Source organism: Dyella sp. GSA-30 (genome assembly GCF_027924605.1).
GTDB lineage: Bacteria > Pseudomonadota > Gammaproteobacteria > Xanthomonadales > Rhodanobacteraceae > GSA-30.
On sequence record NZ_AP027042.1, the window covers coordinates 1,998,900 to 2,013,917 of the forward strand.

Genomic DNA, 15,018 nt, shown 5'->3' on the forward strand with positions numbered 1-15,018 from the left:
CAGGCTATGCTTCGCCGTTCGCAGAAACGACCTGCGACGGTTGTAATAGTGTGGAGGCGTTAGTCGCGTGGTGGAACAAGATGGGGCGGAGGCTCCGATTTCAGGTAATGGCTTGACCCAGGTGGGCGTTGGCGCGCTGTGGCTGCGCCGGCTGGCCGGGCCGTTCCTGTCGCTGGCGATGCTGTGCCTGGCGTTGTGGGCGCTGCACAAGCTGGCCCGTGAAGTCAGCTATCACCAGGTGGCCCGCTTCGTTCACGGCCTGCCGGATTGGCGCATCGCGCTGGCGGTGGTGTTGACCGCGTTGAGCTACGTGGCGATGACGCTGTACGACTGGTTCGGTGTGGCCTCGATCGGCAAGCGGCTGCCGCGCGCGCAGGTGAGCTTTATCTCTTTCCTCAGCTATGCCTTCAGCAACACGCTGGGCATGGCCCTGCTGATCTCCGGATCGATCCGGTACCGCTTTTATATCCAGGCCGGCCTGTCCACCGCCGAGGTGGCCAAGGTCGTGCTGTATTGCACGCTGAGCTTCTGGCTGGGACTGTGCACGCTGACCGGCGTCACGCTGCTGATCGTGCCGGTGCCCGCCACGCTGCCGTTTGCCGAGCTGCGCCTGCCGATCGGCGCTCTGCTGACCTTGCTGCCAGTGGTGTGGATGGCCGGCAGCCTGTGGCTGCGCAAGCCGGTGCGGGTATGGCGCTGGCCGGTCAGCATGCCGACCCCGCAGAACGCGCTGCGCCAGATCATCGTCGGTACGGTCGATTGGGGTCTGGCCGCGAGCGTGCTCTACCTGCTGATGCCCAACGAAGTCGACACCGGCTTCGGGCATTACCTGGCGATCTTTGCCTTGGGTCAGATCGCCGGCCTGATCAGCCATGTACCTGGCGGCCTGGGCGTGTTCGAGGCGGTGATGCTCGCCGGCTACGGCGCTACCGGCAACGAAGGCCTGGAAGCACCGATCCTGGGCGCGCTGGCGGCGTACCGCCTGATCTACTACTTCCTGCCGCTGTGCGCCGCGACCCTGATGGTGTTGCTGCGCGAAGTGCGCGGCTTGCGCACCAAGAGCCTGTTGTCGCCCTGGTTCACCGGCCTGCTGCCGCCGTTCTTCGCCGGCCTGACCTTGGTGTCAGGTGCGGTGCTGGTGTTCTCCGGCGCTACCAGCGCTATTCCGGACCGCATGGCGATCCTGCGCAATGTGCTGCCGCTGCCAGTCCTCGAAGTCTCGCATCTGCTCAGCAGCGTGGTCGGCATGTTGCTGCTGATCCTGGCGCGCGGCCTGCAGCGCCGACTCGACGCGGCCTATGTGCTGACGCTGGTGTTGCTGGTGGTCGGTGCGGTGCTGTCGCTGCTCAAGGGCATCGATTACGAAGAAGCGACGCTGTTGTCGCTGCTGGCACTGGGCCTGGCGCCGGCGCACCAGTTGTTCTACCGGCGTGCGTCGTTGTTCAGCACCAATTTCTCGGTCGGCTGGATCATCGCCATCCTGGCCGTGCTTGGCTGTGCGAGCTGGCTGGTGGTTTTCAGCTACAAGCATGTCGAATACAGCAGCAACCTGTGGTGGGAGTTCAGCTTCCTGCACGGTGGCGCGCCGCGCGCCTTGCGTGCGCTGGTCGGTGCGGCAGCGGCAGGTTTGCTGTTCGCCCTGGCATCGCTGATCCGCCCGGCACCGCCGCGTCTGCAACTCCCGGACGAAAGCGACCTGGTCAAGGCGTTACCGTTGATCAAGAACTACTCGTCCGCGCAGGCGCATCTGGCCCTGATGGGCGACAAGACGCTGCTGTTCGATGCGGACCACACGGCCTTCATCATGTACGACGTGGAGGGCCGCAGCTGGATCGCCATGGGCGACCCCGTCGGTGAGAACGACGATGCGCGGCGCGAGCTGGTCTGGACCTTCCGCGAATTGTGCGAACGCGCCGGCGGCTGGCCGCTGTTCTATCAGGTGCGGCCTGAAGACCTCGACCTGTATCTCGAAGTGGGCATGAATCTGCTCAAGATCGGCGAGGAAGCGCGCGTCAAACTGGACGAGTTCAATCTCGACGGCAAATCGAAGAAAGTGCTGCGCAACACCGTCAACAAGCTCACCCGCGACGGCCTGCGCCTGGAGATCATCCCGGCCGAGGCAGTACCGGCGATGCTGCCGCGGCTGAAGCAGATCTCCGATGCCTGGATGCGCGATAAGCGTGTGCGAGAAAAAGGGTTTTCGCTGGGCACCTTCGAACCGGCTTACCTGAGCCGTACGCCGATGGCGATTATCTGGCAGGGCGAGGAGCCGGTGGCGTTCTCCAATCTGTTCCTTACCGACAGCAAGGAAGAAGCCTCGCTGGATCTGATGCGCCACATGCCCGACAGCACCTCCGGCATCATGGACTTCATGTTCATCCAGCTGATGATGTGGGCCAAGCAAGAAGGCTATCGCTGGTTCAACCTCGGCATGGCACCCTTGTCGGGCTTGCAGAGCCGCCGCACCGCGACCCTGTGGAGCCGCTTCGGCGCGATGATCTTCGGCCGCGGCGAACGTTTCTATAATTTCCGCGGCCTGCATCGCTACAAGGACAAGTTCGATCCCGAGTGGGAGCCGCGCTATCTGGCGGTGCCGGCCAATATCGCCTTGCCGGTAGCGCTGGCCAATCTGGCCAGTCTGATTTCCGGTGGCCTATCGGGTATGGTTCGTCGATGAAAAAAGTCTTGTGGACGGTATTTGCGCTGGTCGTTATTGGCGCCGCAGTGGGCGTGCTTTTGTGGCAGCCCTGGCATCACACCAGCATGGCCGAGTCGTTGACGGTCATTGAGCCCGCGCCGGGCGCTACGCCGCCGGCGGGGCGTGAAGACGTGCTGGCCATCGTGTACTCCGGCGATGGCGGCTGGCGCGACCTGGACAAGCAACTGGGCGCCAAGCTGAGCGAGCGCGGTGTGCCGGTGCTGGGCGTGAGCGCGCTGAGCTACTTCTGGCGGACGCGTTCGGCGGCCGATTCGGCGGTCGATCTCGATGCGCTGATCCAGCAGAATCTGGCGACATTCAAGAAAAAGCGCGTGTGGCTGATCGGCTTCTCGTTCGGCGCCGATGTGCTGCCTTCGATCATCGGCAAGCTGCAACCCGAAAACCGCGCCACCATCGCCCAACTGGTGCTGCTGTCGCCCACCCGCGACGCCAGCTTCGAGATCGAGATGGAAGGCTACATGCGCGAGGGCTGGTTCAAGACCCACACGCAGGAGTGGCTCCAGAAGTTCAACCCGGTGCAGCACTACGACGCCTTGCCGCCGCTGCTGGCGCTCGACGCCCACCCCCCGGTGGTCTGCTACTACGGCAAGGACGAGAGCGACGACACCATCTGCACCGAGCCCTCGTTGCCGAGCTGGATCCGTGTCGACGCCAAGCAGGGTGACCATCACTTCGATGGCGATTACGGCAAGCTGGCTACGGAAATGCTCGAGCAGTTGCCTGCTGGGCAGTAAGATTCGAAGGCATCTCCTAGCCGTCATCCCGGCGAACGCCGGAGGCGCTTTACAACAGCGAAGCTGGTCATCTAGTGACTTGCGCTCAACGCGCTGAAGACGCCGGGCCCCGGCGTTCGCCGGGGCGACGACGGAAACTGAGGTCCTTACTGTGACCCTAAAGTAATTCCCCCGCAGGACGATAAACCGGCGACACACCGGAGTCCGTAAGTTCATGCTGCCACGCGTCCGCACAGGGGCCGACCATATTTATCTTGGCGTCACCCGCATTTCGCGGGGGACTGGCATCATGCCGACTAATGCGGGCAGCGTTGCCGCGGGTAACCGTGGTGCCGTGATGACGCGCATGAACGGGTTGTCGCGACTATGAGCCATTACAACAAGCCGCCGCCGGGCCCTTCGGGCAACGTCGTCAACTGGAGCGATCCGCATCTGGAGTCGCTGCTGCGCAAGACCGAGAGCTGGAGCCTGGACAACCGCGGCGTGTTTACGCCCATTCCGTGCGAGCTGCATATCGGCTGGGGCGCCAGCCTGGGCAAGGCCGCAACGCTGGTCTTCGAGCGCGAAGGCGTGATGGTGGTCGAGGCTCGCTTCATCATTCCGCAGGGGGAGCAGGTCCGGGTGGACCGCGTGCAGATCGGCGCCCTGCGTTCGACCTGGGGCACCGTGGTGGAGGGGCGCGAAGGCCAGCGTGCCGAGGATCGCGCCAACGGCATCCAGGTGTACTGGTTGCACACACGCTGAGCGTGCCGGTCGTCAGTAGCGCTTTTTTTTCGATGGCCTCAGTATCGCCGGCAGACGCCACCAGCCGATACCGACCATGCCCGCTCCGCGCGACATCCAGCTCCTGGCTCGTTACAACCAATGGATGAACGACAAGCTGTATGCCGCCGTCGCCGACTGGGACGACGTGGCGCTAAACGAGCATTGCGGCGCGTTTTTCGGTTCGGTGTTCGGCACGCTGGATCATCTGCTCAAAGCCGACACGATCTGGATGAAGCGCTTTGCCGAGCACCCGGCCGATTTCAGCGCATTGGCGCCGGTACACGCCTTGACCCATCCCTATCTGCTCACCGGGCCAGTGCATGAGGATTTCCCCTCTCTGCGTGCTGCCCGGATAGTGATGGACGAGACGATTCTTGCCTTTGCCGGGCAGTTGACGGCGGCCCATTGCGATCAGCCGCTGACCTATCTCAACCGGGCCGGCGAATCGTTCGAGCGCCCGCTGGGCTTTGTCCTGCTGCATTTCTTCAATCACCAGACGCACCACCGCGGCCAGATCACGACCTTGCTCAGCCAGGCCGGCATCGATGTCGGTGCGACCGATCTCATTACCTTGCTCTAGCCACGAATGCAGACGATGAAACAAGTCACTCAGGGACGTAACCCGGGCATCGATGCCTTGCGCGGCCTGTCGATCCTGCTGGTGGTGTTGCACCATATCGGCCTGCGCATCCCATTCAAGAAAACCATGCTGGCCGACGTGCTGCCCATGCCTGTGTTGCGCGCGCTCAATTACAACGGCTATGAGGCCGTGTTCGTGTTTTTTGTGATTTCGGGATTCCTGATCGCCGGCAATGCCTTGCACCGCTGGGGTTCGTTTCGGCATATCGACGCGCGTGCCTTCTATGCGCGCCGGTTTGCGCGCATCGTGCCTTGCCTGCTGGCTTTGCTGGTCGTACTCAGCGTTTTGCATCTGCTGGGCGTCGACGACTATGTGATTCATCGTGACGGACAGTCGCTGCCGGGTGCGCTCTTGGCGGCACTGGGCTTACACCTGAACTGGTACGAAGGCGTTACCGGCTACCTGCCAGGGAACTGGGATGTACTGTGGTCGTTGTCGATCGAAGAGGTCTTCTATCTCGGCTTTCCGCTGCTATGTCTGCTGATCCGCCGCGATGCAGTGTTGATCCCGCTATTGATGTTGCTGGCAGTCAGCTTGCCATGGACGCGTGCCGCGCTGGAAGCGAATGAGATCTGGCAGGAGAAGGCGTATCTGCCCGGCATGAGCGCCATCGCGATCGGCGTTATTGGCGCGTGGCTGATGCCACGCTTGCGCTTGCCCAGACATGGTGTACTCGTCTTGCTTGTGGTCGGCTGGGCGGGTCTTGTTTGCACGTTCGTCGCGGGCGGCTGGATCTGGCAGTACATCCACAACGGCTACATGTTGCTGCTGACCTTGTCGGCGCTGGCCTTGCTGATCGCTTTTGCGGAGCAGGCGCGCCGCGGCGATCGCAAGCCGCTCCCTGGCTTTGGCTGGCTGCGTAGCTGGGGCCGCCTGAGCTACGAGATCTATCTCACGCACATGTTTGTCGTCTTCGCGGCGGTGCGCGCGTATCGCGCCTTTGGCGGGGATGAGCGCCTGGGCTTTCTCTGGTACGTGCCGGCACTGCCTTTATGTTGGCTGCTGGGCGTGGCGGTGGAGCGCTGGCTCTCGCTGCCGGCGGAGCGTTGGTTGCGTGCCCGCTTGTTACCGGCTCGTACCGAAAGCTCGCTGGCCAGCGAGCCCGGTTGAGGTTCAGCGGTAGCGGTTGATCGTGTCGCGCAATTCGATGGTGGCGGCGCGCGATGCCTGAGCGAAATCTTCGCCGTTGCCCGCATAGAGGATCGCGCGCGAAGAGTTGATCATCAGGCCGTTGCTGTCGGCTGTGCGGCCATGACGCACTACCGCTTCGACGTCGCCACCCTGCGCACCGATGCCGGGCACCAGCAGCGGCATATCGCCGACCAGTGCGCGCACTTGGGCCAACTGCTCCGGCCAGGTCGCGCCGGTCACCAGCGCGCAGTTCCCGTTCGCGTTCCATTCCTGCGCCACCAGCCGGGCGACATGCTGGTAAAGCGGCAGGCCGCCGACATCGAGATCCTGCAGATCGGATGCACCGGGGTTGGAGGTATGGCAAAGCAGGATCACCCCCTTGTCGGCGTGGTCGAGGAAGGGCTGGATCGAGTCGCGGCCAAGATAGGGATTGAGCGTCACCGCATCGGCTTCATAGCGCTCGAAGGCCTCGGTGACATAGTGCTGCGCCGTGCTGCCGATATCGCCGCGCTTTGCGTCGAGGATCACCGGCACATGCGGAAACATTGCATGCGCATGCGCAATCAGGCGTTCCAGTGCGTCTTCCGCGCTGAGCGCGGCAAAGTGCGCGATCTGTGGCTTGAACGCGCAGACCAGGTCGCCGGTAGCGTTGACGATGGCCCGACAGAACTCGAACACCGCATCGGGATGTTCGCGCAGGTGCGCGGGGAATTTCGACGGCTCCGGATCGAAGCCGACACAGACCAGCGAGTTGTTGGCGGCCCATGCGCGTTTCAGGGATTGCATGAAGTGCATGGTGTCCTCCGGAACTTGTTGGGGCGGGTGGGCAGCGGTCAACGCTACCCACCTCGCATTTTCGCGATTACGCCAGCTTCTTGTACTTCACACGCTTGGGCTTGGAGCCTTCCTCACCCAGACGACGCTTCTTGTCCGCCTCGTACTCGTTGTAGTTGCCGGGGAAGAATTCCACGTGCGAGTCGCCTTCGAACGCGATGATATGCGTAGCGATACGGTCGAGGAACCAGCGGTCATGCGAGATGACCATCGCGCAACCGGGGAATTCCAGGATCGCGTCTTCGAGCGCGCGCAACGTTTCCACGTCAAGATCGTTCGACGGTTCGTCGAGCAGCAGTACGTTACCGCCCTGCAGCAGTGTCTTGGCCAGGTGCAGGCGACCGCGCTCACCGCCGGACAGGTTGCCGACGATCTTCTGCTGGTCGGTGCCCTTGAAGTTGAAGCGGCCGATGTAGGCGCGCGACTGAATCTCGAAGTTGCCGACGGTGAGGATGTCGGCGCCGCCTGAGATCTCCTGCCACACGTTGTTCTTGCCATCGAGCATGCCGCGGGACTGGTCGACATAGGCAAGCTTGACCGTGTGGCCGAGCTTCACCTCGCCCTGGTCGGGCTGTTCCTTGCCGGTGATCAGCTTCATCAGCGTGGATTTGCCGGCGCCGTTGGGGCCGATCACGCCGACGATGGCGCCCGGCGGCACCTTGAACGACAGGTCGTCGATCAGCATGCGGTCGCCGAAGGACTTGCTGACGTTCTTGAACTCGATCACTTCCTGGCCCAGGCGCTCGCCCGGCGGAATGAAGATTTCATTGGTTTCGTTACGGCGCTGGTATTCGACCGCATTCAACTCTTCGAAGCGGTTCAAGCGCGCCTTGCCCTTGGACTGGCGGCCCTTGGCGGCCGAACGGACCCATTCCAGTTCCTTCTCGATGGCCTTCTGGCGGGACTTTTCCTGCGAGGCTTCCTGCTTGAGGCGGGCGTCCTTCTGCTCCAGCCACTCGGTGTAGTTACCCTTCCATGGAATGCCGCGGCCGCGATCGAGTTCGAGAATCCACTCGGCAGCGTTGTCGAGGAAGTAGCGATCATGGGTCACGGCCACCACGGTGCCCGGGTAGTTCTGCAGGAACTGCTCCAGCCAGTCCACCGACTCGGCGTCCAAGTGGTTGGTCGGCTCGTCGAGCAGCAGCATGTCCGGCTTGGACAGCAGCAGGCGGCACAGCGCGACGCGGCGCTTTTCACCGCCGGAGAGCGGCCCGATCTTGGCGTCCCACGGCGGCAGGCGCAGCGCGTCGGCGGCCACTTCGAGCTGGCGCTCCAGCGCATGGGCGTCGTTGGCAGCCAGGATGCTTTCCAGCGCCTCCTGCTCCTTGGCCAGCTTGTCGAAATCGGCGCCTTCCTCGGCATAGGCGGCATAGACTTCTTCGAGGCGCTTCTGCGCGTCGAGTACGACGGAGACGCCTTCCTCGACGGCCTCTCGCACGGTCTTGTCCGCGTCCAACTGGGGTTCCTGCGCCAGGTAGCCGACCTTGATGCCCGGCTGCGGGCGGGCTTCACCCTGAAAATCGGTATCGACGCCGGCCATGATGCGCAGCACGGTCGACTTACCCGCACCGTTCAGGCCCAGCAGGCCGATCTTGGCGCCCGGGAAAAACGACAGCGAGATGTCCTTGATGATCTGACGCTTCGGCGGGACGATCTTGCTGACCCCGTTCATGGTGTAGATGTACTGCATGCTTCGCTCCCTTAAGGGCGGTCCGTCGGCCCGCTAAAGCGCGGTCCGGCAAAGGAAATGGGGAATTGACCGCCAATTATCGCCGATCGGAGGTCGCGCTGCCACGGTGAAGATGGCCGGACAAGGCAGCGGCAGCGCCTGGTTTGTCATACCGACGCCATAACCGCGAGGCTTACGGCCCTATTGGCCCGCCATGCTCGTTCGGACATCGGCCGGGCGACGGGACATGGCGGAAATCTACGGGACATCGGGGGCGACGGCGCTGCTGGGCGCTTGGGATCGGGCCGCCGCGCGCTGGGCGGCTACACGTGGCGCTTGGGCGGTGACGCTGCACGAATTGCTCTGTTTTGGCATCAAACAGGCCTACGCCTGCTTGTTTGGCGGTTGCATGTTGGCGTTGCTCTTGTCGAGCTGGCTGCTGTATCCGGCTGATGCGTGGCTCAGCCGCTATGACTTTCTGACGCTTGCCGCGCTGGCGATACAGGTTGCCTCACTGGCATGCGGGCTGGAGACGCGCGAAGAAGCGTCGGTCATTCTGCTGTTTCATATTGCCGGCACGGTCATGGAAGTTTTCAAGACCTCGGTCGGTTCGTGGATGTATCCCGAGGCTTCGTTCTTGCGCGTGGGCGGCGTGCCGCTGTTTTCCGGCTTCATGTACGCATCGATCGGCAGCTATATCGCGCGCGCCTGGCGGTTGTTCGATTTCCGCTTCGTGCGACACCCGCCGTTTGCCGCCACCGTATGGCTGGCCATCGCGATCTACATCAATTTCTTTACCCATCATTATCTGCCGGACATGCGTCTGCTGTTATTCGCCTGCACCGCCAGGCTGTTCGGCCCCGCCTGGATCGAATTTCGCATTCGTGATGTGCATCGACGCATGCCGTTGCTGCTGGGCCTGGTGCTGGTCGCCACGTTTATCTGGTTGGCTGAAAATATCGGTACGTTTACTGCGGCGTGGCGCTATCCCGCGCAACGCGATGGCTGGCATATGGTGCCGTTGCAAAAGCTCGGTGCGTGGTTACTTTTGATGATCATCAGCTATGTCATGGTGTCGGCAGTAGCCCGCCGTCGACCCATCACGGCGCTGGCGGACGCGCCGAATCGATCAACGCAGTGACCGTACGCGTATGCAGCGATGCCGCATCAAAGCCGGGTGGCAGCATGCCGGCGATTTCCAGCATGACCGCGCCATGCAGGGCTGCCCAGATCTGGTGGCCGAAGATCGGTGCGTCGGCCTGGATCCTGCCCTCGTCGATCATCACATCGACATGCGCGACTACCGTGCGCAACATGCGTTCGTGCGCTTCGCGGTAGGCGGTATCGTCCTTGTGCGGCTCGGGGTATTCGAACATCAGTCGATAGGTGGCGGTATTGGCGCGTGCAAAGGCGATGTACGCATCACGCACCGCCCGGCTGCGGGTACGGCCGTCGCCGGGCGAGCCGAGCGCATCCTCCAGCACCTGTGAAAACCGGTGCATGCCGCGCGTGCGCACGGCGGTCATGATGCTTTCCTTGTTCGGGTAATAGCGGTACGGGGTCATCGTGCCGCAACCCAGATCGGTCGCGATTCGGCGCATGGTGACTGCCGCCGGGCCTTCTTCGACGTACAGCCTTGCCGCACAATCGCAGATGCGTTCGCGAAAGGCTTCGGTTTCGTGTTCGCTCAGCGCTTTGGGCACGCGGATTTTTCCGTCATTTCAAGGCGAAACATGCAGCGTCTTGCGGAAGAATGCCAACGCATCTTTCTGTATCTGCGCGTGCACCTTGACGCGATCTACACCGGCCGGGTCGCTGCAGATCACCGGCGCCTCCTTGGCCAGTTCGGGCGAGCAGGGTGCGAGAAAGACCCAGTGATCGGCTTTCGGCACCACGGTCCTGCCTTCGAGCGTATGCAGCAGGGGCGCTAGGCGTGCGGCGTTTTCCTGAGGTATCAGGACGTGGTCGTCCTGACCGTAGTAGAGATAAACGGGGCGCGTGATGGCGGCAACGCTGGAGGCGTCGAACGGGATGCTCAACGGTGCCATGGCGAACGCGGCCTTGACGCGCGGATCGGCCGTATCGCCCCACTTGAGCAGGTCTTTCTGGAAGAGGGCGACGATAGCCTGGTCGCTTTGTCCATGCCTGGCCGCGGAGGCAAGCAGCCTGCGCAGTGGGCCGCACGCGGGTTCATCGCCCGGGTACTTTTTGCAGTATCCGATGAAGCGTTCCAGATGAGGCTTGGCGCCCACCACCATCAGCGCCGTGTAGCCGCCGGCGGAGAAACCGGCAACGCCGATGCGTTCGTCGTCGATCAGCGTCTTCCAGTGGGGGTCGGCGAGCAGGGTGCTGATGGTGGCAGCGACCTGGATCGGCCTGCCGCCCAATACTTGCGGATACCCGACCCCGCTCTGGTCGTGGAAGTTGTCGCCCGTGTGCTCCAGTGTGGCGACCACGAAGCCGTGGCTGGCCAGATAGGTAGCCAGGTCGTGGTGTCCCATGTTCGAGCCGCCGTTGCCATGAGAAATCACGACCAGCGGTTTGGGGCCGGGGATGGCTGGCGCATCTACCGTAGCCTCGATCCGATAAGGGCCGCGCACGGTGACGCCTTTGGCCTGGGCGGATGGGTAAAACACCAATCCCGGCATCTCGCCGCCGCTTACCGGGTCGTGGATCCGGATGTCACCCAGGCCGACGCCGGTCGTGGCGGGCGAGGCAGCCTGGGCGGCGAAGTGGGTAAGGCATAGCGCAAGAAGAGCAAGCCAGCGCACAGCGCGAAAGCGGTCGGACATGAGCGTTAACCCCGAGAATGGTATTGCGTACATAGTACCGTACATCGTACGAAATGCCTCATGCAAGTGCTGCCATTGGCCGTAACCTTCCCTGAGCGTTACAATTTCGCGTCTAAATCCCCGCTTGCCACCCAGAAGAGGTCAGGATGTTCCCCAAGAACGATACGATCGCCGGTTATGACGACGAATTGGCCCAGGCCATTGCCGCCGAAGCCCGTCGCCAGGAAGACCACGTCGAACTGATCGCCTCGGAGAACTACGCTAGCCCCCGCGTGCTCGAAGCGCAGGGTTCGGTATTGACCAACAAGTACGCCGAGGGTTATCCGGGCAAGCGCTATTACGGCGGTTGCGAATATGTCGACATCGCCGAGAAGCTGGCGATCGACCGCCTCAAGCAGCTGTTCGGCGCTACCTATGCCAACGTGCAGCCGCATTCGGGCTCGCAGGCCAACCAGGCCGTGTACCTGGCGCTGTTGCAGCCGGGCGATACGATCCTGGGCATGTCGCTGGCCCATGGCGGTCATCTGACGCACGGCGCCAAGGTCAATATCTCCGGCAAGCTGTTCAACGCCGTGCAGTACGGCGTCAACGACCAGGGCCTGGTCGATTACGACGAAGTCGAGCGCCTGGCGGTCGAGCACAAGCCGAAGATGATCGTCGCCGGCTTTTCCGCTTACTCGCAGGTGATGGACTGGGCACGTTTCCGCGCCATCGCCGACAAGGTCGGTGCCTATCTTTTCGTCGACATGGCGCACGTCGCCGGTCTGATCGCCGCGGGCGTGTATCCGAACCCGGTACCGCATGCGCACGTGGTGACCTCGACCACACACAAGACCCTGCGCGGCCCGCGAGGCGGTTTTGTCATCGCCAAGGACCTGGGCGAAGAAATCGAGAAAAAGCTGCAGTCGATCGTGTTCCCCGGCATCCAGGGCGGCCCGCTGATGCACGTGATCGCCGCCAAGGCGGTGGCCTTCAAGGAAGCGTTGGAGCCGTCCTTCAAGGACTATCAGGCACAGGTGATCAAGAACGCCAAGGCCATGGCCAAGACGTTGATCGAGCGTGGCTACAAGGTGGTTTCCGGCGGTACCGAGAACCACCTGATGCTGATCGACCTGATCGGCCGCGACGTCACCGGCAAAGATGCCGAGGCGGCCCTGGGCAAGGCGCACATCACGGTCAACAAGAACGCGGTGCCGAACGACCCGCGCTCGCCGTTCGTGACCTCGGGCCTGCGCGTTGGCACCCCGGCGGTGACCACTCGCGGCTACAAGGAAAGCGATGTGGTCGAACTGACCAACTGGATCTGCGACGTACTCGATGCGCCGGCCGATGACACCGTCATCAAGAAGGTGCGCGAGCAGGTCACGGCGCAGTGCAAGAAGTTCCCGGTTTACGGTTGACGAGTGCATTGTCCCTTCTGCCAGCATGAAGACACCCGGGTCATCGACTCACGCCTGACCGAAGACGGCGCCACCGTGCGCCGTCGTCGCGAGTGTCCGCAATGCGGCGAGCGCTTCAACACCTTCGAGACGGCGGAGTTGAAGTTGCCCAGCATCGTCAAGAGCGGCGAGCGGCGGGAGAGTTTTGACGAACGCAAGCTGCGGGTGAGTTTCGAACGGGCGCTGCAGAAGCGTCCGGTCGCTACCGAGGCGGTCGACGATGCGGTACGCGCTATCGTCAACGATCTGCGCAAGAGTGGCGAACGCGAAGTGCCTTCACGGCAGATCGGCGAGCTGGTCATGCGTGAGCTGAAGAAGCTCGACCAGGTGGCGTACGTGCGTTTTGCTTCCGTCTATCGCAAGTTCGAGGACGTGCATGCGTTCCGCGAGGAGATCGAGAAGCTGGAGCGCGATCTGCCGGGGTTGGAAAGTTTGCAGTTGTCGTTGCTCGGCGAAGCTGCGGTCAAGCGGAGCAAGAAGGGCTAGGGCTCGCTTCGCGTCGCCTCTTGCGCCCCCTCACCCCAACCCTCTCCCCCGGCAGAGCCAGGGGAGAGGGAGTCGACTGAGGTGACCTCAATGTTTCGCACTTGCGCAACTTAGCTCCCTCTCCCCTGGCTCTGCCGGGGGAGAGGGTTGGGGTGAGGGGGCTCTAGGAGGGCCTCAGCAACACAAGCCATTCTGGCAAAATCCCCCCTCATGACCGCCCCGACCTTCTCCGCCCTCGACCATCTCCACATGGCGCACGCATTGCGTCTTGCGGAACTCGGCCTCTACACCACCCAGCCCAACCCCCGCGTCGGATGCGTGATAGCGCATGGCGATGACATCGTCGGTACGGGCTGGCATCAGCGCGCAGGCGAACCTCACGCCGAGGTCTACGCATTGCGCGAAGCAGGCGAGCGTGCACGCGGCGCGACCGCTTATGTGACGCTCGAGCCCTGCGCCCATCACGGACGCACGCCTCCATGTGCCGACGCGCTCGTCGCCGCCGGCGTGGCGCGCGTAGTGATCGCTGCGGAAGACCCTTTTCCCAAGGTCGACGGACGCGGCATCGAGAAGCTCCGTGCTGCCGGCATCGTCGTCGAAACCGGTCTGATGCGCGATGCCGCGCGCGAGCTCAACATCGGTTTTTTCAGCCGCATTGAACGAGGTCGCCCCTGGGTGCGCGTCAAGCTGGCGATGAGCCTGGACGGCCGCACCGCGCTGGCCAATGGCGAATCCAAATGGATCACCGGCGAAGCCGCACGCGAAGACGTGCAGCGTTGGCGTGCGCGCAGCTCGGCCATCCTGACCGGCAGCGGTACGGTGCTGGCCGATAACCCCAGATTGACGGTGCGCATGAAAGGCGTCACCACGCAGCCCATGCGTGTCGTGCTGGATCGTTTGTTGCGTACGCCCAAAGGCAGTCAGGTATTGGATGGCCAGATGCCGACGCTGATGTTGCACGGACACAGCGCCAAGCCTGATGTGCGCTTCGCGAATGTCGAATGCATCCCGGTAGCCGAGTCCGGTCACACTTTTGATCTTGCTGCGGCGCTGGCCTTGCTGGCCGAGCGTGACTGCAATGAAGTGCAGGTCGAATCCGGTCCGACCCTGTGCGGTGCGTTGATCGCCGCCGGTCTGGCTGACGAGTTGCTGTTATATGTCGCGCCGGTATTGCTGGGTGACCACGCCATGCCGTTGCTGGGTTTGCCGGCGTTGACGGATATGTCCAGGCGCTGGAACTTGAAGATGGTGGATCAGCGGCAGGTAGGAGCGGATTTGCGTCTTCGCTTGCGACCGGTGTAGGGAATTCTTTGACATAGAGGGAAGGGGAATGAGCAAGGATTTGGGCGATAACGTCTACGCGCCTTCGCCGGCCGCGCACGAAAACGCATTCGAGAGCGACGCGCATCGTCGCGGGTTGCGCAGTTTAACTGTCTGGATACTTTCGATTTACTGCCTGCTCAACTCGATGGGTGGTGCATCTGTCTTCATTTTCAAAGGACACTATTTGCAGATGGTGGCCAACGGCGAGATGTCCGTCCTGGCGGCTGTCTTCATTTTCCTGCCGCGTCTGCTGTTGTTCATGGGGGGTATTGCGCTCTTTTTCTTGCGAAAGTTTTCTTTGTGGGTTTTGGTCGCGGCTCTGGCCGTGCAAAGTTCGATGCTGCTGATGCCCATGCTGGTCCATCTTCTGGGGCTTGGTGCCTTGCTCTTTAGCGTCGTTATCTACGCGGCGGTGTGCGGCTACGTTGTCGTCCTGTATCGCAACCAAACACTGGATTGAGAGCACTAAGGAAACGCTGTTTCCTG

General features: G+C 62.7%; 14 protein-coding genes. 10 read left to right on the plus strand and 4 right to left on the minus strand.

Annotated elements, in window-relative coordinates:
* Positions 1-121: 121 nt before the first annotated feature.
* The 5 genes from mprF (at position 122) to QMG46_RS08860 (ending at position 5,968) form a co-directional block, all read left to right on the plus strand.
* A complete protein-coding gene (gene mprF / locus QMG46_RS08840; protein WP_281852847.1) occupies positions 122-2,677 on the plus strand; it encodes a bifunctional lysylphosphatidylglycerol flippase/synthetase MprF in 2,556 nt (851 codons plus the stop codon).
* Positions 2,674-3,453 carry an AcvB/VirJ family lysyl-phosphatidylglycerol hydrolase gene (locus QMG46_RS08845; RefSeq protein WP_281852142.1) on the plus strand — a complete coding sequence of 260 codons (780 nt, stop codon included), beginning with the start codon at positions 2,674-2,676 and terminating at the stop codon, positions 3,451-3,453. Before mprF ends, QMG46_RS08845 begins: the two co-directional genes overlap by 4 nt.
* A 366-nt stretch (positions 3,454-3,819) precedes the next feature.
* A complete protein-coding gene (locus QMG46_RS08850) occupies positions 3,820-4,197 on the plus strand; it encodes a hypothetical protein (protein WP_281852143.1) in 378 nt (125 codons plus the stop codon).
* A gap of 76 nt (positions 4,198-4,273) precedes the next feature.
* The gene (locus QMG46_RS08855) at positions 4,274-4,798 is read left to right on the plus strand and encodes a DinB family protein (protein WP_281852144.1); all 525 of its coding nucleotides are present in this window, start codon (positions 4,274-4,276) and stop codon (positions 4,796-4,798) included.
* A 15-nt stretch (positions 4,799-4,813) separates the two neighbouring features.
* Positions 4,814-5,968, plus strand: coding sequence for an acyltransferase family protein (locus tag QMG46_RS08860; protein ID WP_281852145.1), 1,155 nt, complete (start codon positions 4,814-4,816; stop codon positions 5,966-5,968).
* Positions 5,969-5,971: 3 nt separating this feature from the next.
* Here the strand turns inward: QMG46_RS08860 and pyrF are convergent, their stop codons facing one another.
* Positions 5,972-6,784, minus strand: a complete 813-nt coding sequence (gene pyrF, locus QMG46_RS08865) for an orotidine-5'-phosphate decarboxylase (RefSeq protein ID WP_281852146.1) — start codon at positions 6,782-6,784, stop codon at positions 5,972-5,974.
* A gap of 67 nt (positions 6,785-6,851) precedes the next feature.
* Positions 6,852-8,513 (minus strand): energy-dependent translational throttle protein EttA, encoded by a 1,662-nt coding sequence (gene ettA / locus QMG46_RS08870; RefSeq protein WP_281852147.1) that lies wholly within the window; start codon positions 8,511-8,513, stop codon positions 6,852-6,854.
* A gap of 226 nt (positions 8,514-8,739) precedes the next feature.
* Here ettA and QMG46_RS08875 point away from each other — a divergent pair, with 226 nt between their 5' ends.
* A complete protein-coding gene (locus QMG46_RS08875) occupies positions 8,740-9,633 on the plus strand; it encodes a DUF817 domain-containing protein (RefSeq protein ID WP_281852148.1) in 894 nt (297 codons plus the stop codon).
* Here the strand turns inward: QMG46_RS08875 and QMG46_RS08880 are convergent.
* Entirely contained in the window at positions 9,593-10,195 is a 603-nt protein-coding gene (locus QMG46_RS08880) for a TetR/AcrR family transcriptional regulator (protein WP_281852149.1), read from the minus strand. The genes QMG46_RS08875 and QMG46_RS08880 overlap by 41 nt on opposite strands.
* An 18-nt stretch (positions 10,196-10,213) precedes the next feature.
* Positions 10,214-11,284 (minus strand): alpha/beta hydrolase family protein, encoded by a 1,071-nt coding sequence (locus QMG46_RS08885; protein WP_281852150.1) that lies wholly within the window; start codon positions 11,282-11,284, stop codon positions 10,214-10,216.
* 146 nt (positions 11,285-11,430) lie between these two features.
* Here QMG46_RS08885 and glyA point away from each other — a divergent pair, with 146 nt between their 5' ends.
* The 4 genes from glyA (at position 11,431) to QMG46_RS08905 (ending at position 14,992) form a co-directional block, all read left to right on the plus strand.
* Positions 11,431-12,684: a serine hydroxymethyltransferase gene (gene glyA, locus QMG46_RS08890; protein WP_281852151.1), complete on the plus strand. Its 1,254-nt coding sequence runs from the start codon at positions 11,431-11,433 to the stop codon at positions 12,682-12,684.
* 3 nt (positions 12,685-12,687) lie between these two features.
* Positions 12,688-13,209 (plus strand): transcriptional regulator NrdR, encoded by a 522-nt coding sequence (gene nrdR, locus QMG46_RS08895; RefSeq protein WP_281852152.1) that lies wholly within the window; start codon positions 12,688-12,690, stop codon positions 13,207-13,209.
* Positions 13,210-13,419: 210 nt separating this feature from the next.
* Positions 13,420-14,511, plus strand: coding sequence for a bifunctional diaminohydroxyphosphoribosylaminopyrimidine deaminase/5-amino-6-(5-phosphoribosylamino)uracil reductase RibD (ribD, locus tag QMG46_RS08900; protein ID WP_281852153.1), 1,092 nt, complete (start codon positions 13,420-13,422; stop codon positions 14,509-14,511).
* Between the two features lie 28 nt (positions 14,512-14,539).
* Entirely contained in the window at positions 14,540-14,992 is a 453-nt protein-coding gene (locus QMG46_RS08905; protein WP_281852154.1) for a hypothetical protein, read from the plus strand.
* Positions 14,993-15,018 lie beyond the last annotated feature (26 nt).